The organism is Zafaria sp. Z1313, from assembly GCF_050563205.1.
In the GTDB taxonomy this organism is placed as follows: domain Bacteria; phylum Actinomycetota; class Actinomycetes; order Actinomycetales; family Micrococcaceae; genus JAZDCJ01.
The window spans coordinates 32,817-56,000 of record NZ_JBNWUK010000017.1 but is presented as its reverse complement, the minus strand read 5'-3'; the positions used below and the strand labels follow the sequence as shown (position 1 = coordinate 56,000).

The 23,184-nt window shown below is 69.4% G+C and carries 19 protein-coding genes and 1 tRNA gene; 13 read left to right on the top strand and 7 right to left on the bottom strand.

The genetic code is table 11. The features are described from left to right. The 4 genes from ACQ3I4_RS13670 to ACQ3I4_RS13655 form a co-directional block, all read right to left on the bottom strand. On the bottom strand, positions 1-4,677 hold the full coding sequence (locus ACQ3I4_RS13670) for an N-6 DNA methylase (RefSeq protein ID WP_430633760.1): 4,677 nt from the start codon (positions 4,675-4,677) through the stop codon (positions 1-3). Then, entirely contained in the window at positions 4,677-7,592 is a 2,916-nt protein-coding gene (locus ACQ3I4_RS13665) for a helicase-related protein (protein ID WP_430633759.1), read from the bottom strand. Before ACQ3I4_RS13665 ends, ACQ3I4_RS13670 begins: the two co-directional genes overlap by 1 nt. A gap of 111 nt (positions 7,593-7,703) precedes the next feature. Next, complete coding sequence (locus tag ACQ3I4_RS13660; RefSeq protein WP_430633758.1) at positions 7,704-8,360, bottom strand: zeta toxin family protein; 657 nt, start codon at positions 8,358-8,360, stop codon at positions 7,704-7,706. A 130-nt stretch (positions 8,361-8,490) separates the two neighbouring features. Next, a complete protein-coding gene (locus ACQ3I4_RS13655; protein WP_430633757.1) occupies positions 8,491-8,928 on the bottom strand; it encodes a hypothetical protein in 438 nt (145 codons plus the stop codon). A 610-nt stretch (positions 8,929-9,538) separates the two neighbouring features. Between ACQ3I4_RS13655 and ACQ3I4_RS13650 the strand changes: the two genes are divergently transcribed. Then, the gene (locus tag ACQ3I4_RS13650; protein WP_430633756.1) at positions 9,539-10,600 is read left to right on the top strand and encodes a hypothetical protein; all 1,062 of its coding nucleotides are present in this window, start codon (positions 9,539-9,541) and stop codon (positions 10,598-10,600) included. Positions 10,601-10,673: 73 nt separating this feature from the next. Here the strand turns inward: ACQ3I4_RS13650 and ACQ3I4_RS13645 are convergent. Further along, a tRNA-Ala gene (locus tag ACQ3I4_RS13645) sits at positions 10,674-10,746 on the bottom strand. Between the two features lie 72 nt (positions 10,747-10,818). Next, positions 10,819-11,031 carry a helix-turn-helix domain-containing protein gene (locus tag ACQ3I4_RS13640; protein WP_329861173.1) on the bottom strand — a complete coding sequence of 71 codons (213 nt, stop codon included), beginning with the start codon at positions 11,029-11,031 and terminating at the stop codon, positions 10,819-10,821. Positions 11,032-11,406: 375 nt separating this feature from the next. Here ACQ3I4_RS13640 and ACQ3I4_RS13635 point away from each other — a divergent pair, with 375 nt between their 5' ends. Next, a complete protein-coding gene (locus ACQ3I4_RS13635) occupies positions 11,407-11,895 on the top strand; it encodes an Lrp/AsnC family transcriptional regulator (RefSeq protein ID WP_430633755.1) in 489 nt (162 codons plus the stop codon). A 67-nt stretch (positions 11,896-11,962) separates the two neighbouring features. On the opposite strand, the gene ACQ3I4_RS13630 is transcribed toward ACQ3I4_RS13635, so the two are convergent. Beyond that, a complete protein-coding gene (locus ACQ3I4_RS13630; RefSeq protein WP_329861063.1) occupies positions 11,963-12,463 on the bottom strand; it encodes a DUF456 domain-containing protein in 501 nt (166 codons plus the stop codon). A gap of 88 nt (positions 12,464-12,551) precedes the next feature. Between ACQ3I4_RS13630 and ACQ3I4_RS13625 the strand changes: the two genes are divergently transcribed. From ACQ3I4_RS13625 to ACQ3I4_RS13575, 11 genes are all read left to right on the top strand, one after another. Further along, the gene (locus tag ACQ3I4_RS13625; RefSeq protein WP_329861065.1) at positions 12,552-12,758 is read left to right on the top strand and encodes a ribbon-helix-helix protein, CopG family; all 207 of its coding nucleotides are present in this window, start codon (positions 12,552-12,554) and stop codon (positions 12,756-12,758) included. Positions 12,759-12,772: 14 nt separating this feature from the next. After that, positions 12,773-13,132, top strand: coding sequence for a type II toxin-antitoxin system death-on-curing family toxin (locus ACQ3I4_RS13620; RefSeq protein ID WP_329861066.1), 360 nt, complete (start codon positions 12,773-12,775; stop codon positions 13,130-13,132). Between the two features lie 94 nt (positions 13,133-13,226). Beyond that, the gene (locus ACQ3I4_RS13615; protein WP_329861068.1) at positions 13,227-14,180 is read left to right on the top strand and encodes a hypothetical protein; all 954 of its coding nucleotides are present in this window, start codon (positions 13,227-13,229) and stop codon (positions 14,178-14,180) included. 626 nt (positions 14,181-14,806) lie between these two features. Beyond that, positions 14,807-15,268 (top strand): fluoride efflux transporter FluC, encoded by a 462-nt coding sequence (locus tag ACQ3I4_RS13610; protein ID WP_430633754.1) that lies wholly within the window; start codon positions 14,807-14,809, stop codon positions 15,266-15,268. Continuing rightward, entirely contained in the window at positions 15,265-15,630 is a 366-nt protein-coding gene (locus ACQ3I4_RS13605) for a fluoride efflux transporter FluC (protein WP_430633753.1), read from the top strand. Before ACQ3I4_RS13610 ends, ACQ3I4_RS13605 begins: the two co-directional genes overlap by 4 nt. A gap of 209 nt (positions 15,631-15,839) precedes the next feature. Continuing rightward, positions 15,840-16,598 carry a LamB/YcsF family protein gene (locus ACQ3I4_RS13600; RefSeq protein WP_430633752.1) on the top strand — a complete coding sequence of 253 codons (759 nt, stop codon included), beginning with the start codon at positions 15,840-15,842 and terminating at the stop codon, positions 16,596-16,598. Then, the gene (locus ACQ3I4_RS13595; RefSeq protein ID WP_430633751.1) at positions 16,595-18,541 is read left to right on the top strand and encodes a carboxyltransferase domain-containing protein; all 1,947 of its coding nucleotides are present in this window, start codon (positions 16,595-16,597) and stop codon (positions 18,539-18,541) included. Before ACQ3I4_RS13600 ends, ACQ3I4_RS13595 begins: the two co-directional genes overlap by 4 nt. Further along, positions 18,538-20,286 (top strand): acetyl/propionyl/methylcrotonyl-CoA carboxylase subunit alpha, encoded by a 1,749-nt coding sequence (locus ACQ3I4_RS13590; RefSeq protein ID WP_329861074.1) that lies wholly within the window; start codon positions 18,538-18,540, stop codon positions 20,284-20,286. The genes ACQ3I4_RS13595 and ACQ3I4_RS13590 overlap by 4 nt, the downstream gene beginning before the upstream one ends. Positions 20,287-20,425: 139 nt before the next feature. Then, a complete protein-coding gene (locus ACQ3I4_RS13585; RefSeq protein WP_329861075.1) occupies positions 20,426-21,115 on the top strand; it encodes a GntR family transcriptional regulator in 690 nt (229 codons plus the stop codon). Positions 21,116-21,786: 671 nt separating this feature from the next. Further along, the gene (locus ACQ3I4_RS13580) at positions 21,787-22,374 is read left to right on the top strand and encodes an NADPH-dependent FMN reductase (protein ID WP_329861076.1); all 588 of its coding nucleotides are present in this window, start codon (positions 21,787-21,789) and stop codon (positions 22,372-22,374) included. Positions 22,375-22,441: 67 nt separating this feature from the next. After that, complete coding sequence (locus ACQ3I4_RS13575) at positions 22,442-22,936, top strand: cupin domain-containing protein (RefSeq protein ID WP_329861077.1); 495 nt, start codon at positions 22,442-22,444, stop codon at positions 22,934-22,936. Positions 22,937-23,184 lie beyond the last annotated feature (248 nt).

Here is a 23,184-nt window from a genome sequence, read left to right as displayed (position 1 = left end):
TCAGTCGGACTCCTCGAGGATCTCGCCGTGCTCCTCGAGCATGCTCGCGAACTTGGCATAGGCGGCGCGCATGTCCTCTTCGCGGTCAAAGCCGCGGAACGGGAACTCGAAGGTGTACTCGACGCCGCTCTGCGGGTGAGTCCACCGCCGGTCGTCGAGCGACATGCCTTCCTCGCCTACTTTGCGGTACAGCTTATTCATCTCCCCCGGGACCTTGCGGCCGTTCGCGTCATAGAGGTCGTTCTGCTCGTAGCCACGAAGCACGGGGAACTGGGTGCGGTAAATGGTGCAGAGCTCGTCGCCTGTGAGCCCGAGAGTGAGCGCGGCAAGCGCATCGAGCTCGATCAAGGCTTGGCGACGCTCGGATGCAATTCGAATCGGTGAGGTTGACGACCATTCGCTGCTCATAGCCTCACTCCAGAGAGGAGCAGTGGCCGAGTTCAAGCACACCAGGCTCGCAGCTCGAGAAACGATTTCACTAGCCATCGGCGCCTTCCGATCGAATTGCGGTAGATTCCCCAGAAGTGCGAACTGAATCTCACCAGATCCGGACACCTTGACGAAGAAGTCAGAGACGACTGAAGACATCATGCCCAGAGTCCCCAGAAGAAGTTCTGCCGAGGGATAGGGCCCACAACTGTAGACAGGGTGAACGTGCGAAGCGCGCGGCGGCAGTACAGCTGGGTGCAGCGTCCTCACTCCCGTCGTCGCCGCCATGCGCCGCCAGGCAATGCGGAAGTGGTCTCGCGACGAAGTGGTCTTACCGTCGATGACCCATTTTGAGTAGTCGGCGTCGTAGTTGAGGCTTCCGTCGCGGACCGGCTGGTAGCTGGTGCGGGGGATGAAGTCCGGCGGGAGGGCCTCGAGGTCGATCTCCGTCCAGTCCTTGTTGCTCTTCATGGTGGGATTGGGCTGCTTCGCGAAGGGATTCGCCACCGTGAAGTGGGGTCCCTGCAGAATGACGTCGTCCCACGAGTCATTGACTCTGGATCCGACCTCGAAGTAGCCCTTCTTCCTGTCGATCGACTCATCCCAACCCCGCGAGTACTGGAGCCCCAGATCCCTGACGCGTGGCGCCTTGCTGAGTTTCTCCAACACGCTCATGCTGGCCCGGTTGACCGGGTAGACCATGCGCGCGTGGAGCGGGGACGTCCCGGGTTCGTCGAGAATGTCTGCCCAGACCGTGAGAACGTCCAGATCAACGTCGACGATGCGCTCCGGGTGGGGGCGTGTGTCCCATGAACCCTCCGCCGTCTTCAGGCCGGGCACCTCGGTTCCACCCTCATGGTGGAGCGATCGAACGACGGTATCGGGATGGTAGAGAGACGCCGCCGTCTGGAAGCGCGGCTCGTCCTGCGCCTGACCGTAGACATGCACGCCGTAGCCGACGTGGTTATCGATCTCAAACAAACGAAGTTCGTTAACGAACTGCCAGTGGCGACGCAGGCGCCGATACGTCGCCGCCCGCAAGTGTTGGGCTCGTTTCTCGGTGAAGTGCGACTCGGGATGGATCAGGGCGATGACACCCGCTCCAGATGCGTTCGTCCAGGTGCGCGCCATAAACGACCGGTAGAGGTCAGGCTGAAGCCCTGTGAGGACGGGATACTGAGACTTCGCTCCGAGGAACTCGGCGAGCACGGAAGTCGGGACTGACGCCTCGATGAACTCCCTCTGGGCGCCCGGCAGCGACAGTGTCTCTCCACGCTTTCGGCCAATTTCTGCCTGCGACGGTTTCTCGGCCAACTGCCACCAGACATCGTGTTCGGCCAGCAGCGCTGCCCCGTCCGAGCGCGGCCTCACCCACGGCGGGTTACCGACCTGCAGGTCGAACCCGCCCCTGCCGAACACCGAAGCGAACTCGAGCTCCCAGTGGAAGAAGCCCTGATCTTCGGCGATTCGGTCGCACACGGCCAGCCACGGATGGACTGCCGACAATTCGTCCGTCGTCTTCATGCCTGCGAGCGGAAAGTCGTAGGCCTCGAACATAGCCAAGTCGTTCCAGTCCGCTGCCGAGAGGGTGCTCGTTTGGCCGACCGTCGAACCGTACTTCTCGGGCTGCTTTTTCACGCCGGCGATGGGGCGCCCGAGGATGCCCTCCAGCGCGTCGATCCACTCGTCGACCGTCGGGGGCGTGGCATCCGTGACCGTCAGCGGCCAAAACCACAGCGCGTTCCAGGCGTTCATCACGCGTTTGAGCCGCTGGTACGCACCATTGGGGTCCCGCAGGGCCTCTTCGATCTCGGCGCGGGTGACCGTCGCGGCTTGATCGTTGCGCTCGTGGGGCCAGTAGTCGATGTGGCGGCGGGCCTGCGCCTCGGCAATCCGCAGGCGGCACAAGGCGACCCTCCACAGGACCTCCACGCGCTCGCCCAGCGCCTTCAAACGGTCGATCTGCGGCTTCTTCAAGGCGGTCCGCGTGCTCTTGGCCCAGGTCTTGAGGGCCTTCTGCTCTTCGGCGGCAAGGTCCTTGACCTCCTTCGCCTCCGATGCCGCGCCCCAGCCTTCGCCCGGCAGCAGGAAGTGGTGGATGCGCCCGACGACGGCAGGGTCCTCCGCATCGCGCTCCACGGCATCGACCAGCCCGGTCAGCGGATGCGCCTGCGGCTCCTCGGTCAGGTACTTCTTGGCCCTTACCGCCTCCAACGAGTACGTGGCGCGCCGCGCTCCGATCAACGAGTTGCCCCGCTTGAGCCGCAGACCGAACCACGGGGCGCTGAGGCCAGGCTGCATCGTGTCCAGCCAGAGCGACACCTCCGCCAGTTCGACTGCCGTGGCATTCAGATCCACCCCGTGGACCTGATGCAGCGCGATCTGCGCCTTGACCCGTTGCAGCTCCTGAGGGTACTCGTCCGCCGGAATCTCGCGATCCAGTTCCCTTTGCTTGCGCTTCAAGTACTCGTCCGCCAGCTGCCGAACAGCCTCGATCGCGAACGCCCCGGAGCCGAGTGCGGGCTCGCAAATGCTCAGGCCGAGGATGTCGTCTGCCGGCCTTTCCTCCGGCAGGAGTTCCTCCAGGGCCTGGGACACAACGAACTTCGTCAACACCTCGGGCGTGTAGTAGGAGGCAGATTGCTGGCGTTCGCGTCCGGCCAGGCGGAAGACAAAACTGCCCTGGGGATGCCGGACGGGCTCGGGCACGCCGGACTCCTCGTTGCGCCGCGTGACGAAGTGCTTGGGGTCGATCCCGTCGATCCGGTCCGCCGGGACGACCCACGATCCCTTGGACGCGTCGCCGTTCTTGGCGACTTCACGGAGGTCCGTCGTGGCGATGATGCCCGTGTAGGACATCAGTCCCTCGTAGACGGCTCCCAGTTGGTTAATACCGAGGTTGGCATAGGAAATGAATCCCCGTTCCTCCCTGCCGTTCGCCTTGCTGAGCAGGAGACGCTCGAGGACCCGCTGCAGCTCGGCATTGCCCAGCCCCACCTCGGAAATGAGGTGTGTGGACGATGGAGCGAACAGATCCGCTTCGAGCGGCTCGAAGACAAGTCCTTCGTCCCGCTCGTCGGCGGAGGCGCCCTCGCTTCCCTCGCCGGCGTCCGCGGGAGCGAGTCGTTCCGCGCGCCTCTGTCGCTGGACGGCGTGGTCACCGTTGACGAGCCTGAAGAGGAGATCGAGCGACTCGAACAGGTGCGTTCCCTGCTGCGACTGGTGACCGGGCAGTTCCACCTGCACCAGTTCACGTAGCCGCTCGAGGCCGTATCCGGCGTCGTACTCCCCCTGGTTCCTCGGCAACACGCCCAGCTCCGGCGACGCCTCCGCATAAAGGAGGAAGAGGATCCGGTAGAGGAAGCGCAGCGACTGACGGGCGAGGAGCTGCCCATCAACGCCGGCATTACTGAGGCCCTGCGAGGTCCTGCGCCGCAGGACGTCATTGGCGATGATCTCGATGGACTCTCGGATGCCGTCGCGCAGGTCCTGAGATACTCCGACAGCGTGCTGGTGCGATTCCTCCAAGCGCTCGTCCCACCACATGGTCCCGTCAGCAGCGGGCACCAGCGACTGCCGCCCGAAGACCGACAGCAGCCGATCGACTTCACCGCCCTTCTTGGTGTCGTTCCTATCGGCAATCAACTGCACGTCGGCCGACAGGTAGCGGCCCTCGGGCCACCGCTCCCGCTCCGTCAGGAACAGGCTGCCGCCCACCGACGCGACAATGTACTTCGGCGACGGTTCGGAGAGGTACAGCTCCGAGAGGAGCTTGGCGAACGGCTGATCGGCCCGTTCCCTGCCGTCGAGCGCGTTGACGCCCAGAAGTCGGGACTCCGTCAGCGCGTCGTCGCCCTGTGCGGGCAGCCCTTCGAGCCAGAGGACGTCGTAGCCGTCTCCCAGCCACAAGCCCTCGACCTGCGCCGTGGAGGAACCCCGTTCGAACTCGAGCGCTGCGGGCGTCCCGGGGATGCCCAGGATCTCGCGGAGCAGGGCATAGGACTCCCTCGCGTGGGGGGCGGCTTCATCACCGTTGAGTTCGCCCAAGGCTGCCAGACCGGTCTGCAGCCTTGACCGTGACGAGGAGAAGCGGCGCACGACCGTCGACCGCCCCTCCTTGGCCTCGGCATCCCACGCCTTGCGCAGCTCGAGGACCTGCTTCTGGAACGTCGCCCCCTTGTCGTCCGAGGTGAAGTAGTGCTCGCTGATCCAGTCCTCAACGAGGACGATCGACTCGAATGCGGGCATCAGTTCTCCTCACGGGACTCGGCAGTCGCCACTCCGGGCGAGTGTCGGGGGACGATCACGAGCAGGGGCCTGACCAGCTGCTGTTCCGGGCGCATGTCCTGGGCCAGCTCTTGCTCGGCCCTGACGCGGTCCTGGCGATCGCGGACCTCGGCGCGCTGAACCAGTTCACGGGACTCAGCCGACCACCTGGCCGCGCGGTCCAGCCAGGCCTCCAGGCGGTTCACCGCATCCTCGGCCAGCAGAGCGCCCGTCATGGTCAAGTGGCCCTCGGCCTGGTCTACCGCCGTCGTCAACTCCGCCTGCAGCTCGTCGACGGGCACGGGACCGGGATTGGACGGCCGTCCGACGAATCCGGCCTCCTTCAAGAAGGCTGTGAGATCGGGGACGGCGCTCGGGAAGCCGTTGGAGACCGCGATGAACGTGCGGTTCAGGAGTTGTCCGCGGCGGTTCGTGATAGTGCCGAGCATCAAGTACGTCGGATCCTCCACTTCGCCGCGGACCGCTAGGACCTCATTGCGGGACACGCTCGCCAGGGCACGGTCACTGGCCCAGTCCAAGACGGGGTGCAACGGCCCGAGGAAGTGCGAGGCCGGCCAGTTGGATTCGTCCGACTTCCGTGCAGCGTCCAAGGCGGTCTGCCCCGCAGCGATGGTGGTGGCCAGCTGCAGCCGCTCTGTCACCCGGCGTTCCTTGAGGTAGTCCTGGGGCAGGAAGCGCAACCTCTTCTTCAGGTCCGGCGTGGGGTCCAGCGCGGCGATGCCGTGGCGCTCATCGATGATCCAGCCGACTTTCTGCTGTGGGTCGCCGAACGCCTCCTCCAGCGCCTCGCGAAGATAGTCCAGCTCCGTCGGGTACAAGTCGATGCGTTTCTCCAGCGTCACGGAGCCGACTCCAGCCCCAGCCGACGCCGAGCTGCCGGCCGGGGCATCGGCGTCGTCGTCCTCCGCCGCCCGAGCCGCGCTCTCCGCCTTCAGCAGCTCTTCCAACTCGTCCAGCTCGACGTCGGCGGCACTCGGCGCCACCGCTTCCAGATCCCCGCCGGTCATGAGGACCTCGCGGATGGCCTTCTCCTCCGCCTCCACGGAGTTCTTCCCCATCAACGCCGCGACGTCGTTGAAGACCTGGTGCGCCTCGTGTTCCTTCTCGATCAGCCGGGTCAGAATGCGGATGTCGCCCGAGAAGCGCTCCTCCGCCGGGTCCAGGACCAGCGTGGCGATCTGCGGGGGGTGCTTCTGACCGTAGCGGTCGATGCGCCCATTGCGCTGTTCGATGCGGATCAGGCTCCAAGGGATGTCGAAGTGCACCAGGTGGTGGCACTCCGCGTGGAGGTTGACGCCCTCGGAGGCGACGTCGCCCGTGACGAGCACCCGAAGCGGCGAACCGCCTCGCTTGAACTGTTCCACGATGTCCTGCTGCTCGACGTCCGAAAGGCCGCCGTGCAGCAGCCCGATGTTCTCCTCTTTCAGGCCCAAAGCCTCGGGAAGCGCAGCCTCGAGGTACTTCAGCGTGGCCACTCGCTCCGCGAAGACGACGGCGCGCGTGGGCTGCCCCTTGCCCACGCCGGCCCGCTTCAGGTGATCGACCAGCGCGGAGAACTTGGCCGACGGCTGCGTGCGCGCCTCGATGGCGAGGTCCAGGAGCTTTTCGAGGGCATCGGCTTCGCGGGCACCCGCCGGGTTGGACTCGGCCGTCGCGCCCGGACTTCCGTCGGCGCGGCCAAGCTTCCGGAGACGCTCGGTGATGGTCTCGACCAGCGCTGCCGGGCTGGAGAGGAAGGCCTTCGCGAGCGTCCAGCCGAACAGCGAATGGGCGGCCGGGCTGTTGCCGAGAGGATGGATCCAGGTCGCCGACAACTCGCTGGCCACGGCGTTCTCGGCCGGACTCGCCGGAACGAGCTTGTTCTGCGGCGCGGGGCGCTCCGCCCAGTCCGCACCGACCTCGGTCGCGACCTCGTCGCTGTAGCGGTGGCGGCGGACGATGAGCTGTTGGACGGCGTCCTTGTCGATGGACCCGTCCGGACGGACGGCCGTGGGATCCAGGAGGCGCACGAGCTCCGCGAACGACTCCTTCTTGCCGTTGTGGGGCGTGGCGCTGGCCAGGATCAGGGCATCGGTCCGCGGAGCCAGGATGCGGGCGAGCTCGTTGTTGAGCGTCCCGGCATTGGTGAGGTTGTGGGATTCGTCGATGACCACGGCGTCCCAGCGGCGCTTCTTGAGATGCTCGCGGTAGCGCGGCGTCTTGAGGGTGTCGATCGAGATGATGGCGCGCTTGAAATAGGTGAAGGGGTTCCGCGAGGCGGGAATCGTCTGCCTCACGCGCTGGATGCCAACGGAGTCCAGACGGACGAACGGCAGCGCGAAGCGGGTCCACATCTCGTGCTGCATCTGTTCCAGGACGTGGCGGGGCGTGACGATGAGGATGTTGTCTCCGCGGCCACGTGCCACAAGCTCGGCCAGGATCATCCCGATCTCCAGCGTCTTCCCCAATCCCACGGCGTCGGCGATGAGGATGCGGGGGCGGATGTTGGCCGGGTCCAGCGCCTTGGCGACGGCGATACGCTGGTAGTTGAGCTGCTTGGACAGCATCCGAGTGCTCACCGACAGGGCGTTGCTCGTGGCCGGCATCGGCGTCTTCCGCAATGTGGTCTCGAGGAAGAGACGGGACTTGCGGTAGTTCGGGGAGTCGTCGGCGACCACACGCGCGCGGCGAGGATCGACGACCTGGATCTCGTCGAGGTCCGAATAGAACGCCGCCTCGGTGTCGCGCACCAGCTCGCTCAGGCCCTGGACCTTGATCAGCGTGCCGCTGGCGGTGAAGCTCGTCGACGTCACCAACCAGTCTTCGTCCCTCACACTGACCACCGAACCGGGCGCCACGTTCAGGCCCGCGGTGGTGCGGTCATCCAGCGTCGTCATCGTTGCTACATCCCCCCCCTGAACAGCATGCTCGGACACACTGCGATTGAGTCTAATGCGGCGCGGCAACCATTTGCCGCCATAGCAGCCGCCGCTCAATGGGCCACGCTGCTACGGAACTAGCCGCAGATCCCCAGTCGCAGAATCAACTTCGTATCGAATGAGTTCGACTGCTCCCAGTTCATCGCGCCCGCGCTCCGCCAGCTTGGCCGCATTAGTCGTGCATTGTGATGAGCCGTCGGCGGAGAACATCGCAGAGATTACGTGGTCGGGTACGAACCGACCGCCCATCTCGTCCGCGTGACGACCAGTCCACCAACGACTTCGAGCTCGCTCGTAGGCAGTTTCCAACGGGACCTCGACAGACACCACCGTCAGGTGCTCGTATCCCGCTCGACTGAGTTCGTCGATGTACTGCCCGGGAAGCCTTTCCCATGACAGCGAGCCATCGACGATTACGTTCTCGCCAGCTTTCAGAGCCATGTCGCGCACTACGTCGGCTATTCGCGTCGAGGCCCTGTGGACGTGCGTCGCCAATTCCCTCAGTGCCACACCACGGCCATCCGAGAGCACACGGCCCAGCCGGAAGTCCAGCAGCTTCCGACGTTCCGCGTCCTGAAGCACGAGATCCTTGATGATGTCGGGATCGATCAGCCGATAGCCTTCGTAGGGCTGCCTCAACAGGGCGCTTGACTTGCCGGCGCCGGGAGGTCCAGCCGTCACGACCACCGCCTGCCCACGAGTAGCAACGTCGGAAGTCCGGTCCATGTAGGCCCTCGCGACCCTGATCACCGTCAGATCGTCAGGGAAACGAGCGAGTTCGCCTGGAGGTTGCTCAAGGACACCGCCAGGTGCCAGAAGAGCAGTCAGCTCACTGTGGACCTGATCGCGCAGCGCCCTATCTCTCAAAGCGAGACCTGATGGCGGCGAATTCGTCCTCGTTCAAGAGACCTTGCGCAGCGGCAGACACAACTTGATCCCATGTACCCGGGATGCGTCCCTCGTGTGGATCCGGCGCATCTTCGCCGAAGGAGTACTGGAATTCCACAAGCCTTTCGACGAGTTCGTCCCGCGGGGTGTCGTACACGAAAGCCCGCAGAATCAGCTCTTCTGGGTCCTCGTTGAGCTCGCCACCCCGACGGTCGATCGCCTTCAGAAGGCGATGGACCTTCGGCTGGCTAGTCACCAAGAGGTCAGCGATTTGGCGCTGGTTCAAACCGCTCTGCTTGGCTTGGAGGGCCGCACGAGTCTCATCCAAGATATCCAGCCGCTGTCGCGCCTGACGTTGTAACGCCTCATGGTGAAGGGCTCGCAAACCACCGTCCATGACGATCATGATGCCTCCCCGACTCGTTGCGTGCTCCTGATGATAGACCGTGATTCACATTGAATCAAGCGATTTCGAGGAGCACTCAGGAGGTGGCAATGGGCGTTGCCCACCGAACAAGACAAGCAATTCAAGACTGGTCTTCGAACGTCAAGGCCGCCACGGAACCCCGGCAAGATGGTCGCCCACAAGTGGAGTTTGCAGCATCGCATCCGCAACACTGTCCTCGCAGCTACGCTCGACGCCTCGGCTCGTGTGCGACTACGTCATAAGGAACACTGACTGGCGGAGGGGGAGCCCAGTTGTCGCGCCCCGACCAGCGGGACCGGTGCGCCTCAGAACTCGTTCTTCGCCTGCTTCGCCACCAGTCCCCTCCGATGCCCCATCGCAGACACCGCAGTCCCCGATCCGAGGGCGAACGGGCCGAGGGCCGCTGATCCGTCGACCGAGGGATGCTCGCCGATTCACAGTGGACCCCAGTCAACGGACCCGCAGTGAGATTGCCCCCAACGCCGTCCTCGAGTTCAACGGCTGATCCATGAACCAAGTCAATGCGCCCGACTCATGCCACTTCAGCGGAGGACCTCCACGTTCTGCAAATCATTGGCACAATACGCGTATGACAACGGCAATCTTCGGCGCAGGTTTCTCACGAGCAATCTCCAACTCAATGCCCACAACCGTGGAACTTGGAAGGGAGCTGCGGCGGGCCGATTCCGATCCTACGGAATTGGCGCGGATCCCCGAGATTCAGACCGGGGCCGATCTCGAACGGTGGCTCTCGCGCATCGCCGAAGCACAGCCGTTCTTGGACGACATCGACAACGCCCTCGGGAAAGTCGATTTCATCTCCGCGACACGAGTTATCCGTGGAGTACTGAGCGACAAACAAGACCAAGCGATGAAGCAGAAGCTCCCCGAGTGGCTCCGCACGCTAGTTCGCTATTTGCACACCACAGGCTCCAGCGTCATTACGTTCAACTACGACACGCTTCTGGAACAGGCCACTTGTAGCGTTCTCACGGAGGATCTCTCATCCCAATATGGCGCCCCAGTCCAGCCTGAGTTCCGCGGCGACAGAATGCCCCTCCTGGCGATTCCCCCTCGACGTGGCCACGCGCAAGTTTCGTACGTACAAGAACCATCGTTCAGCCTCGTGAAACTCCATGGCTCGATCGACGCCTGGTGGGTCCCGGGAGATGAAACAGGAGCGACGATCGGCACGTTTCGACCCCAGGCGTGGGGCAGCGAGAGGCGCCCCGAGCAGTGGGATCCGGATCTTCAACCTGCCGGCAGGGAACCATTCATCATTCCTCCCGTCTCTTCAAAGTCGCCCTTCTACCGAAATCCGATAACGAGACACCTCTGGCGGGATGCGGCTCATGCCCTAGCCGCGGAGAGAGTATCCATCGTCGGCTACTCCGTGCCGATGACCGACCTAACAACTGCGAGCATGCTCGAACATGCCCTCGGCCGGCTGGACACTGCCAATTCAGCCAATCAAATTGACGTCGTCGACATCAACGCCTCCCTAGTAAAGGAATCTCTAACGGCATTGGGGGTCGATGAATCGAAGATTCACCTTTTCGAAGGTGTATCAGACTGGGTCGAGGACTTGATCGATACGGATCTCAACGGTCAGCCTCCGGCGATCTCGCCCTACGGAGAAGCCATGGATTGATCAATGGGCCACTAAGAAACAAGAAACCCGGCCCAACCAGACAAAGAGCCTAGTCAAACCGAGTTTCCAAGAGTGGAGCCTAGGGGAATCGAACCCCTGACCTTTTCATTGCGAACGAAACGCTCTACCAACTGAGCTAAGGCCCCGCGCCGTCATCCCGCAGGATATCGACTATGCAAGGTTAGCGCCTGCCGGCGCCTGCCACAAAAACGGCCCCACTACTCGCTGTTCGCATCGACGTCCTTGTGTCGATCCGCCGCCGCCCTGCTCGCCTCGTATTGGCGCTGGATGTACGCCTCGAACTGCTCGCGCTCCACGCGCCACACCCCGCGGCCGCCGATCTGGATGGCCGGGAGGTCGCCGCTGCGCACCAGGGAACGCACCTGCGGGAGGTTCACGTTCAGCTCCTCGGCGACGTCCTCCAGACGCATGAATCTCATACCCCCGAACCTAGCGCGGCGCAGCCCCCACTTCCAGCCGGCCCCACCCGGCTGTGGATACCCGCCGCCAACGCAGCCGGGCCCGCGCCCCAGACATCGAGGCACGGACCCGGAGTCGCGTGAACATCGGCTGCCGGCCTTCTGGGCCGTCCCGGATCCGCCGCCGGGATGGGGCGTTGGATCCGTCAACCTGCCGCCCGTCGGCTCGTGACCGTGGGCGGCAACTGATCCGAGTGAACCCCGCGCCGGTCATACCGCGCAACAACCTTGGTGCGCGCTGGTCAATCTGACTAATCTGGTCCGTGGAAGACGGTCCGGATTGCTCGTTTTGACCGCCCCGCCCCCTCCCCCTCGAAGGAACCGACGATGATCCCCGAGACCTTCCAGCTCGACGCGACCGACAAGCGCATCCTGCTGGCCCTGGACCAGGACCCGCGCGTCCCCACGATGATGCTCGCCCAGCGCCTGGGCCTGGCCCGCGGCACCGTGCAGTCCCGCCTCGAGAAGCTCGCCGCCTCCGGCGCCCTGCGCCCCAACAGCACGCGCGTCTCCCCCGCCTCCCTCGGCCGCGGCGTGAGCGCCGCCGTGAGCGCCGAGCTGGACCAGTCCCGGCTCGACGAGGCCATCGCCGCCCTGGCGGACATCCCCGAGGTCCTCGAATGCGTCGCCCCCGCCGGGGACACCGACCTGCTGATCCGCGTCGTCGCCTCCGACCCGGACGACCTCTACCGCGTCAGCGAGGTCATCCGCCTCTGCCCCGGCATCACCCGCACCTCCACCTCGATGTTCCTGCGCGAGGTCATCCCCTACCGCACCACGGGCCTGCTCCAGGAGGGCGCGGACCCGGTCAGGTAGCCCACGGCACCCCCGCGCACGGCGGGAGGACGACGGCGGACGCGGCCCCGGCGTCGTCCCCTCGCCCCTAGCGCGTGGCGAAGTGCCAGACGACGCCGATCATCCACAGCGACGCGGCCAGGGCGGCGCAGCCGAACTCGATGAGGATCCCGATCCCCGTGGCCTTGAGCGCGGACCCGGAGGCGCGCAGGGCGGCGCCGAAGTCGCGCCGGCGGGCGAACTCGGACGCCAGCAGCCCCGCGCCGAAGCCCACGAACAGCCCGACCACCGGGATCGCGAACATCCCCACCACCGCGCACACGAGCGCCACGAGCACCGAGCCCTTGGGGATCCGCTGTTGCTTCAGGTTCCGCCCCGTCAGCACCGCGGACGCGGACCAGCCGACGGCGGCGACGAGCATCCCGAGCGCGGCCATGGTCCACGCCGCCGGGCTGCCGAGGATCCACGCCCACGCGAGCAGGGTCGCGATCGCGAGCCAGCTGCCCGGCAGGATCGGATACACGGTGCCGAGCGCGGCGACGGCCAGCAGCAGTCCGGCGATGACGGTGACGACGATCTGGGGATCCACGGCACCAGTGTGCCACCCGGTGCGGGCCCTATGGGAATGTCCGCGGCCGGCCCCGTGACGGGCCGGTACCGCGGCGGTACCGTGGAGCATGGCCATCAACTTGCGGATCCCCGCCGAGCTCGACGCGGAACTCGATTCGCTCGCAGCCTCTGCGCACACCAGCAAGAGCGCGCTGCTCCTGGAGGGCGCGCGTCTCGTCGTGGAACAGGCGAGGCGCCGTTCTGCGATCGACGCCGCCTTCAACCGCGTGGTGGCGGACAACGCCGGACTGCTCAAGCGCCTCGAGGACGCGTGACCGCCTAGCTCTCCTTGGACGACGCCCTCCACCTCGCCGAACGATTCGGGTTCCACGTCCGCGACGCGGGGCTGCTCGCCTCGGCCGTGGCCCGGCCGGCCGCCGTCGTCGCGGGCGCGGAGGCGTACCCGGATGTGGCGATGAAGGCCGCCGTATTGTTGGAGTCCGTCGCCCGAAACCACTCGCTTCTGGATGGAAACAAGCGGACCGCGGTCACGCTCGCCCTGGTGTTCCTCCATGTCAATGGAACCCGCCATACGTTGGCGGAAGACGAGTTCTTCGACCTCGTCGTCGACGTCGCCCGAGGGGCCGTCGGCGCCTACGACCTCGCCGACGCACTCCGGCCCCGCCTCGCTCCCATCGACGGGGCCTGACGGTTCGGCTGGGAAAACCCTTGGAACGGGAACCCGGCGCGGCGGCGGCGAGTTGAAGCTACGGAAGCACCGCCGCAGCGAAGGAGTAACGCCCATGGGCATGTTCGACAAGCTGGTCCGCAAGGGCCGCGAGATGGCCGCCGACTACCTGCGCGAGCAGTCCGGGCAGTCCCGGAACGCGCCGCGACAGGGCGGCCACGGCACCCCGGGGTACGGACAGTACGACGCCGGACGTCCCGCCCCCGTGCCCGGCGGCGGCTATGCGGCCCCGCGCCACGGGGACGGCCTCTACGCCGCGGGCGCGCCCGGGACCTCGGCCGGGGCAGGGTCTGGAGCGGGAGCCGAGGACCGGGCGGCGATCGAACGCTACCGCTACATGCTGCGCACCGCGCCACCGCAGGACATGGAGCGCGCCCACCAGGAGGCGTTCGAACGACTGACGCCGCAGCAGCGCGAACTCCTGCGGCAGGAGCTGGCCGCCGAGCTGCCTGCGGCCGAGCAGCCGCGCACGGACGCTCCGTTCGACCTGGCCCGCTCCGCGACGCGCGCCGAGGTGTCCCGCCCCGGCTTCATGGAGCGGCTCCTGGGCGGGCAGGGCGGCGCGGGCTTCGGAGCGTCACCGACCGGGCCGTCCGTGCAGGCTGGATCCGCTCCGGCGAACGGCGCCCGCGCGGGCGGGATGGCCGGAGGCCTGGCCGCCGGGGCCGCGGGCGGGCTCGGCGCCGGGCTCCTGGCCGGCGTGGCCGGGGCGTTCATCGGCACGGCGGTCGCCGGGCCGCTCCTGGAGGGCTTCTCCGGGATCGGCGACGGGCTGGCCGGCGCCGTGGACGGTTTCGGCGACGGCATCGGCGAGCAGATCGGCGGGCTCGGCGAGGGGATCTCCGGGCTGGGCGACGGCCTCGGCGGCGCTGCCGACGGCCTCGGGGAACAGGTCAGCGCGGCCGGCGATCAGATCGGCGGTCTCGGTGAGCAGGCGGGCGGCCTCTTCGACGGGCTGCTCAACGGCGGTGGCCTCTTCGGCGACACCGGGAGCGACTGGGAGTTCTGACCCGCCACCGGCCCGGCCCTCCGCGACAGTCGGCGCCTTTCACCCCGCCACTGCCCCGGCCCGTCCACGCCTCCCGGCCGAACCTCGGCCGACCCGGTCCGTCCGCGACCGCCGGCGACTTCCAACCCGCCACCGGCCCGGACACTCCGCGGATCCCGGCCCAACCACTGCCCACTTCACGTCTACTGGGCGAGACAGCCAACCGGATTCGAGATCACGGGGTAGACCCCGTGAAGTCGACAGCAGTCCGCGGCCTCGCCGAGAGGACGTGAAGTGGGCGCGGCAAGTCCGGCGGGTCCGGTGAGTCCGGCGTGAAGTGAGTCCGGCCGGTCCGGCGGGTCCGGCCAGTCCGGCGAATCCGTCAGGTTCGTCGGTCGCGGCGGGTCCGGCGTTGCAGTGAGTCCGGCGCGTCCGCTCCGCCAGGACGGGGGGTGTGTTGCCGGCCCACACTGGTGAAAGGGTCCAGGCCGGCGGAGCCGTTCAGGCTGGCGGGGCGCGGCGCCGCTGTGCGAGAATCGCCTCAGCCTTCGTGCCCGGCGGTGGGGCTCGCCGGACCCAACCTCGATGATCCATCGACAACAGTCCCTATCTCCCGCGATCCGTTGCGCCCAGAGATAGGAACCGGCATGACCCACGAGCCCCCGCCCCGCACCCCACACCCCGGCACCGCCGGCACGCCCCGCGAATCCGGGCTCGTCCTCGCGGCTCTCGTCTTCGCCGGCGGAACGATCGGCACGGGGCTGCGCATCGGCGTCGCACACCTGGTCCCCGACGCGGCGGGCCTCCCGCTCGGCATCCTCGTCATCAACGTCTCGGGCTCCTTCGCGCTCGGACTGCTCCTGGCCGCCCTCGCGGCGCGCGGCCCGGACGAGGGCCGGCGGAAGCGGGCGCGGCTCTTCGCCGGGACGGGACTGCTCGGCGGCTACACGACCTACAGCGCCCTCGCGACCGACACCACGCTGCTCCTCGACGCCGGCCAGGCAGCCACGGCCGTGCTCTACGGCCTCGGATCGGCGGCGGCCGGCGTCGCGGCGGCCGTCCTCGGCGCCGCCACCGCACACGCCCTGGCCCGCGGGGGGCGCGCATGAGCCCGCTGCTCTTCGCCGCGACCGCGCTCGCCGGGGGCGCCGGCGCCACGGCCCGCTACCTCGCGGACCGCTGGCTCGCCCCGCGCCTGCCCGCGGGATTCCCGTGGCCCATCGCCGCGGTCAACGTCACCGGCTCATTCCTCCTCGGCCTCCTCACCGGACTCCTCGCGGCCGGCCCCTGGCTGACCGTCCTCGGCGTCGGCCTCCTGGGCGGCTACACGACCTTCAGCACGGTCAGCGCGGACGCCGCCCGCCTGTTCTCCGAGCGGCGCCACCTCGCCGCCGCGGCCAACGCCCTCGGGACGCTCCTGGCCTGCACGGCCGCCGCCGCGGCGGGGCTGCTCCTCGGGCGGCTCGCATGATGGCGACCCTCCCGGTTCGGCGCTAACGTTGAAGGTGCCCACCGTGACGACGGACCGGGAAGAAGGCCTTGGAACCCCAGCCGGAAGACTGGATCCAGGGCCTTTCGCTCGCCGCAGATCGGAGCCTCCGGAACGCCGCCGAAGAGATTGTTGAACAATCCGCGTTTATGGTGCATCCTTGATGAACACCACATGAGACGGAGGTCACTTTGGCAACCATCGATCTGAACAGCGACGTCGGCGAGTCCTTCGGCAGCTGGACCATGGGCGACGACGCGGCGATCTTCCGCTCCGTCTCCAGCGCCAACGTGGCCTGCGGCTTCCACGCCGGGGACCCGTCCGGGATCGCCCAGACCTGCCGCGACGCCGCCGCCGCGGGCATCACGGTCGGCGCGCACGTCGGCTACCGCGACCTCGCCGGCTTCGGCCGCCGCTTCCTGGACTGCTCCCCCACCGAGCTCGCCGACGACGTCCTCTACCAGCTCGGCGCGCTCGAGGCCCTGGCCCGCGCGGCCGGCACGTCGATCAAGTACGTCAAGCCCCACGGCGCCCTCTACAACACCATCGTGACCCACGAGGTCCACGCCCGGGCCGTCGTCGACGCCGTCAAGGCCTTCGGCGCGGACCTGCCGCTGCTGCTCCTGCCCGGCTCCGTCGCCCTCGCCCAGGCCGAGGCCGCCGGGCTGCGCGCCGTCGCCGAGGCCTTCGCCGACCGCGCCTACACCCCCGCGGGCACCCTCGTCTCGCGCCGCGAGGCCGGCTCCGTCCTCCACGACCCGGAGCTCGTCACCTCCCGCATGGTCCGCCTCGCCACCGACGGCACGCTCGAGGCCGCCGACGGCTCCACGATCCGCGTCGAGGCCGAGAGCATCTGCGTCCACGGCGACACCGCCGGCGCCGTCGCGATGGCCGCCGCGGTCCGCGCGGGCCTGGAGGACGCCGGCGTCGAGATCCGGCCCTTCGCATGAGCGCCCGCACCCTGCGCTGGGCGGGCACCCGCGCGTTCCTGGCCGAGTGCGCCTCCCTCGAGGACGTCGTCGCCCTGCACGCCGCGCTCAGCGCCCGCCCGCTGCCGGGCCAGAAGGAGGTCCTCGCCGCGGCCGAGACCGTCATGGTCGCCTTCGAGACGCGCGAGACCGCGGTCGCCGGCGCCCGCGCCGTCGCCGCCCTGGAGCTCGACGCCGCCGCATCCGCGGCCGGGCGCACGGTCGAGATCGACGTCGTGTACGACGGCGAGGACCTCGCCGCCGTCGGCGAGCTGACCGGGCTCGGGCCCGACGGCGTCGTCAACGCCCACACCTCCGCCGCGTGGACGGCCGCGTTCGGCGGCTTCGCCCCGGGCTTCGCGTACCTCGTCGCCGAGAACGACCCCCTGCAGGTCCCCCGCCGCTCGACCCCGCGCACCGCCGTCCCCGCCGGATCGGTCGCCCTCGCGGGCCGCTTCTCCGCCGTCTACCCGCGCCGCTCGCCCGGCGGCTGGCAGCTCATCGGCCGCACCGACGCGCCCCTGTGGGACCTCGGGCGCGAGCAGCCCGCCCTCATCCGCCCCGGGGACACGGTGCGCTACCGCCCGGTCCGCGAACTGATCGGGATCCCGGGTACGACGCCGGAGCCCGCCTCCGGCACGGAACCCGCCACCGCGGGTGGGAACCCGGGCGCCGAGGGCGTCGCCGCCACGGCCGCCGACACGCAACGCGCAGCCACCGACACCCACGGCGCGGAGGCCTCCGCGCCCGGCAGCGGCGACCCGGCGGTGGCCACGTCCACACCCCGCGCGCTCGTCGTGGACGACCCGGGCCTGCAGTCGCTCGTCCAGGACCTCGGCCGGCCGGGTCTCGGAGACCTCGGCGTCTCGGCCTCCGGAGCCGCCGACGCCTCCGCCGCCCGCCTGGCCAACCGGCTCGTCGGCAATGCCGCCGGCGAGGCCGTCATCGAGTCCGTCTTCGGCGGCCTGCGCGTCACGGCGCGCGGCCACCACGTCCTGGCCCTCGCCGGGGCCGACGTCGACGCCCTCATCACGGCCCGCCCCGCCAAGGACTCCGGGGCCGCGGGTGACGCCACGGCCGACGCGGCGACCGGCGTCGACGGCTCCGCCGAGACCGCGCCCGAGGCCGCGTCCGGCACCACCTCGCCGGACGCCGGGACCCGCGCGCCGGCCGACCGGCCCGCCCCGTTGCGCACCCCGTTCGCGCTCTACGACGGCGAGACCCTGAGCCTCGACGCCCCGAGCGCCGGTCTGCGCAGCTACCTCGCGGTCCGCGGCGGGCTCGCCCTCGACCCGGTCCTGGGCAGCCGCTCCTCGGACGCGATGTCCGGCGTCGGACCGTCCCCCCTGGCCCCCGGCACCGCCCTGGCCGTGGGCCGCGCGGCGGCGGGCTCCGCCGTCGGAATCGCCGAGGACGCCCCGGCACCCCTGCCCGCCCAGGGGAAGACCACCGAGCTGCGGTTCGTCCCCGGCCCGCGCGACGACTGGTTCGACGCCGCCGGGATCGAGGCGCTCACCGGCCAGGAATGGACGGCGACGAGCCAGTCCAACCGCATCGGCGTCCGCTTCGAGGCCCCCTCCGACGGCCGCCCGCTCAGCCGCTCCCGCGACGGCGAACTCGCGAGCGAGGGAGCCGTCCCCGGCGCGCTGCAGGTCCCGCCGTCGGGGCTGCCCGTCCTGTTCCTCGCCGACCACCCCGTGACCGGCGGCTACCCCGTGGTCGGCGTCGTGGTCCCCGAGGACCTGCCGCTCGCCGCGCAGCTGCCGCCCGGCGCCCACGTCCGCTTCCGGCTCGTCGATCCGGACACGCTCCGGCCCGCCGACGCCGACGGACCCACCGCACGCAACGCCGGAGACCCCGGCACCCAGCCGGCCCCCGCCGGCGCCACCACCCAGCACGCCACCACCGGAGGAAACCAGCCATGAAGAAGGTCCTGATCGCCAACCGCGGCGAGATCGCCGTGCGCGTGGTGCGCGCCTGCGCCGACGCCGGGCTCGGCTCCGTCGCCGTCTACTCGGATCCCGACGCCGACGCCCTGCACGTCCGCCTCGCCGACGAGGCCTACGCGCTCGGCGGCACCGCCTCCTCCGAGTCCTACCTCGACATCGCCAAGCTGCTCGACGCCGCAGCCCGCTCCGGCGCCGACGCCGTGCACCCCGGCTACGGCTTCCTGTCCGAGAACGCCGACTTCGCCCAGGCCGTCCTCGACGCCGGGCTGACGTGGATCGGCCCCACCCCCGACGCGATCCGCGCCCTCGGCAACAAGGTCACCGCCCGCGACATCGCCGTCCGCGCCGGCGCGCCCCTGGTCCCCGGCACCGACGGCCCCGCCGAATCCGCCGCCGAGGTCCGTGCCTTCGCCGAGGAGCACGGGCTGCCCGTGGCCATCAAGGCCGCGTTCGGCGGCGGCGGGCGGGGCCTCAAGGTCGCCCGGCGGCTCGAGGACATCGAGGACTCCTTCGAGTCCGCCGTGCGCGAGGCCACCGTGGCGTTCGGCCGCGGCGAATGCTTCGTCGAGCGCTTCCTCGACAAGCCGCGGCACGTCGAGGCGCAGGTCCTCGCCGACACGCACGGCAACGTCGTGGTCGTGGGCACGCGCGACTGCTCGCTGCAGCGCCGCAACCAGAAGCTCGTCGAGGAGGCCCCCGCGCCGTTCCTCTCCGACGAGCAGCGCGAGCGGATCCACGCCTCCGCGAAGGCCATCTGCCGCGAGGCCGGCTACACCGGCGCCGGCACGGTCGAGTACCTCGTGGCCCCCGACGGGCTGATCAGCTTCCTCGAGGTCAACACGCGCCTGCAGGTGGAGCACCCGGTCTCCGAGGCCACGACCGGAGTGGATCTGGTCCGCGAGCAGTTCCGCATCGCCGCGGGCGAGCCCCTCTCGATCACCGAGGACCCGGCCCCGCGCGGCCACGCGATCGAGTTCCGGCTCAACGCCGAGGACCCCGCCCTGGGCTTCCTGCCCTCTCCCGGGACCGTCGAGGCGTTCGAGGCCCCCACCGGCGCCGGAATCCGCGTGGACACCGGCGTGCGCTCAGGCTCCACCGTCCCCGGCGAATACGACTCGCTGCTCGCCAAGCTCATCGTCTGGGGCGAGGATCGCCAGCAGGCCATCCGCCGCTCCCGCGCCGCCCTCGACGAGCTCGTGATCCGCGGCCTGCCCACCGTGGTCCCGTTCCACCAGGCCGTCCTCGCCCAGGACGCCTTCACCAATCCGGACGCGCTCGGGGTCTACACCACCTGGATCGAAACCGCGTTCGCCGACGACCTCGCCGCCTCCCCCTACCTCGCGGCCTCCGCCCCCGGCGCCGAGCGCAGCGAGCTGACCGTGGAGATCGACGGCAAGGCCGTCCGCCTGGGCCTGCCCGCCCAGCTCTACCAGGCGCTGCTCGGAGGCGGCGGATCCGCGGCCGGGGCTCCCGGCGGCGGGGGCGGCGCCGCCGACGCCTCCTCCAACGGCGAGGTCCTCACCGCGCCCATGAACGGCAACCTCGTCAAATGGGTCGCCGAGGACGGCGCCGAGCTCGCCGCGGGCGACCCCGTCGTGGTCCTCGAGGCCATGAAGATGGAGACCACCGTCTCCGCCCACCGCGCCGGAACCCTGGTGCGCGGCGGGATCGAGCCCGGCACCGGCGTCGTCCGGGGTCAGGAGATCGCGCGGATCGACTGACCCGAGGCGCGTCGTCGCCGCCGGCGTCCCGGCCCTCGCCCGCGGCGCCGTCCCCCACGAAGGGCGCACCGCCGTCGTCCGGGTCCCGGCGCCCACCCCCCGTCACGACCCGACCCCGCAGCCCACTAGATTGGAAGCCATGACCGCCGCGAAGCTCATCGGGAACCTGCCCGACGCCCCCGCCACCCACGCGCACACCGTGGGCTGGGTCGCGGGCGTGCTGCGCGCGCGGATCGCCGAGGGGCAGCTCGTGCCCGGCTCCAAGCTCTCCGAGCAGGCGCTGTCCGAGGCGCTCGGCGTCTCCCGGAACACGCTGCGCGAGTCGTTCACCGTGCTCGCGGGCGACTCCGTGGTCAACCGCATCCCGAACCGCGGCGTGTTCGTCGCCTCGCCCGGGCCCGACGACGTGCGGGAGATCTACCGGGTGCGCCGCATGATCGAGCCCGCCGCCGTGTTGTGGGGCGAGCTCGGCGCGGACGCGCTCGCGGGGATGGAGGAGATCGTCGCCCGCGCCCGCGCCGCGCGGGACGAGGGATTCGTGCCGGGCATGGCCGACGCGAACCAGGCCCTCCACAAGGCCGTCGTGGCGCTGTCCGGGTCCGCGACGCTCGAGGAGCTCATGGAGCGCGTGCTCGCGCAGATGCGGCTCGTGTTCCACGCCATGGCCTCCGCGCCCGACTTCCACACGCACTACGTGGACCGCAATGTGCGGCTCGTGCAGCGGCTGCGCGCCGGCGAGCGCGCCGAGGCCGCCGAGGAGTTGCGCGCGTACCTGGACGCGGCCGAGGCCGAGCTGCTGGGCCACCTCGAGGGCGCCACCCCCGCCTAGCCGCTCCGGGCCCGGGGTCCGGGGTCCGGGGTCCGGATCTTGCACGATGCCGGCCGGGGAAGCCGAATAATCCGCCCTGCAGACCGGCCGTGCGGGCCCCGTCCCTCGCGTTCTCCACCGGCGGGTCGTCATAAGGCCGGCTGCATGCCGTGGCTCCCAAGCATCGTGGGCCTCCGAAACGCGTGGGCAGATCACGCGGACCGGAGGGGCCTCGAAAAGCACTATCTGCCCACGCGTTGCGGGCCACGTACGAGATTCCCGCCATGGGCCACCGACGGCCCACGCAGCATGCCCAGCGGCCCACGGGCGCCCTCTTGCTCGGCGCCGAAGTCCTCGACCCAGGACTCCTCGGCTCCGGGCTTGTGGGCTGCGGGCTTGTCGGCTCCGGGCTTGTGGGCTGCGGGGCCGGCGCCGGATCGCCTGACGGCAACGGGCTGTGTGGGCCCCCGTCCTCCACGCGCTCCGCCGGCGAGACCCGCCCTGCCGCTCGAGATCCTGCCCGCCCACTGAGCAGCCCCTAGCCACGCGCGGACGCCAGTGCTAGCCCAACAAGCCTGCCAAGTCGAAGGGGACAACCCCCTAGCCACGCGCGGACACCGGTGCTAGACAAGTGCCTGTCACACCATCGGACGGACCGGGCGCCCCAACGCTCCCGGCAGAAGGGACACCCCGTGGGAACACACCGCATCGGCTACATCGTCGGCAGCCTCTCCTCCGCCTCCATCAACCGCACGCTCGCCCACGCGCTCATCCGGCTCGCGCCCGCGCAGCTCGAGTTCACCGAAATCCCCATCCGGGACCTGCCCCTCTACAGCCAGGACTACGACGACGACTTCCCCGCCCCGGCGCGCGAGCTCAAGGCCGCGATCGGGGCCTCGGACGGGCTGCTGATCGTCTCGCCCGAGTACAACCGCTCGATTCCCGGCGCGCTCAAGAACGCGATCGACTGGGCCTCCCGCCCCTACGCGACCAACTCGTTCGCGCGCAAGCCGACCGGCATCATCGGGGCCTCGCCGGGCGCGATCGGCACCGCCGTCATGCAGTCCTCCATGCGGGCCGTGCTGAGCTTCCTCAACGCGCCGCAGCTCAATGCCCCCGAGGCCTACGTGAACTTCAAGGCCGAGCACTTCGGCGAGGACGGCAGCGTGTCCGACGAGGGCACGCGCGACTTCCTGCGGCACTACGTGGAGGAGTACGCGGCGTTCGTCGAGCGCGTGCTCTCCGTGACCGCGCCGGGACACATCGGCGACCAGGACTAGCCGATCGGCGGGGAACCGCTCCGGCACCGGCATTCCCCGGGAGATCGAGCACTCCTACCATGGAGCCATGAACGCATCACGGCCCGGTCCGCTCGTCCTGCGGGCCGGCGACGGCGACGTCACGGGTGCGGCCGGAAACCTGGACCGCTACCTGCTGGAAAGCGCGGCCACCAGCGGCCGGATCGCACTGGTGGAGCACACCCTCGGACCCAAGGTCCTGGCAGCGCCCCTCCACCGGCACGGACGGGAGGACGAGTACAGCTTGGTGCTGGCCGGCACGCTCGGCGTCGTCGAGGACGGCGCGGAAGCCACGGCGACCGCCGGTGATCTGGTGTCCAAGCCCCGCGGGCATTGGCACACGTTCTGGAACGAGGGCGACGATGAGCTGCGCGTCCTGGAGATCATCGTCCCGGGCGGGATCGAGGTGCTGTTCCGCCGCCTCGCCGAACCCGGAGGCGAGTACTCGCCCGATTCCCTGCCGGCCCTCGCCGCGGAGTTCGGCGCCGAGGTGGACTTCGAGGCAACCATGGAACTCCTCGAGCGGCACGGTCTGCGGTTCTGAGCGAACCGGCGGCCGGGCCTCTTCCGGCCTCCTCGGGCGGGCGCCTCCTGCCCGCCTCGGATGGCTCTCCGGTGTCGCATCGCTCTGAGGCGCCCAGCGTGGCCCGACCCGGAAAGGGATCTTGCGGGACCACGTGCGTCGCGGGCAATCCCGGTGGAGGCAACCCCGGGGATGGACGGCGTTGCAGGACAAGAGTGGGACGGGAGATGCGGCGGCGGACTCCATCGATGGGTCCGCCGCCGCACCGC

Coding starts and splice junctions, on each gene's coding strand:
- ACQ3I4_RS13595 (WP_430633751.1), top strand. CDS start 16,595: ATGAGCGCCCGCACCCTGCGCTGGGCGGGCACCCGCGCGTTCCTGGCC.
- ACQ3I4_RS13615 (WP_329861068.1), top strand. CDS start 13,227: ATGGGCATGTTCGACAAGCTGGTCCGCAAGGGCCGCGAGATGGCCGCC.
- ACQ3I4_RS13650 (WP_430633756.1), top strand. CDS start 9,539: ATGACAACGGCAATCTTCGGCGCAGGTTTCTCACGAGCAATCTCCAAC.
- ACQ3I4_RS13640 (WP_329861173.1), bottom strand. CDS start 11,031: ATGCGTCTGGAGGACGTCGCCGAGGAGCTGAACGTGAACCTCCCGCAG.
- ACQ3I4_RS13670 (WP_430633760.1), bottom strand. CDS start 4,677: ATGCCCGCATTCGAGTCGATCGTCCTCGTTGAGGACTGGATCAGCGAG.
- ACQ3I4_RS13590 (WP_329861074.1), top strand. CDS start 18,538: ATGAAGAAGGTCCTGATCGCCAACCGCGGCGAGATCGCCGTGCGCGTG.
- ACQ3I4_RS13585 (WP_329861075.1), top strand. CDS start 20,426: ATGACCGCCGCGAAGCTCATCGGGAACCTGCCCGACGCCCCCGCCACC.
- ACQ3I4_RS13575 (WP_329861077.1), top strand. CDS start 22,442: ATGAACGCATCACGGCCCGGTCCGCTCGTCCTGCGGGCCGGCGACGGC.
- ACQ3I4_RS13660 (WP_430633758.1), bottom strand. CDS start 8,360: ATGGACCGGACTTCCGACGTTGCTACTCGTGGGCAGGCGGTGGTCGTG.
- ACQ3I4_RS13655 (WP_430633757.1), bottom strand. CDS start 8,928: ATGATCGTCATGGACGGTGGTTTGCGAGCCCTTCACCATGAGGCGTTA.
- ACQ3I4_RS13635 (WP_430633755.1), top strand. CDS start 11,407: ATGATCCCCGAGACCTTCCAGCTCGACGCGACCGACAAGCGCATCCTG.
- ACQ3I4_RS13625 (WP_329861065.1), top strand. CDS start 12,552: ATGGCCATCAACTTGCGGATCCCCGCCGAGCTCGACGCGGAACTCGAT.
- ACQ3I4_RS13605 (WP_430633753.1), top strand. CDS start 15,265: ATGAGCCCGCTGCTCTTCGCCGCGACCGCGCTCGCCGGGGGCGCCGGC.
- ACQ3I4_RS13665 (WP_430633759.1), bottom strand. CDS start 7,592: ATGACGACGCTGGATGACCGCACCACCGCGGGCCTGAACGTGGCGCCC.
- ACQ3I4_RS13610 (WP_430633754.1), top strand. CDS start 14,807: ATGACCCACGAGCCCCCGCCCCGCACCCCACACCCCGGCACCGCCGGC.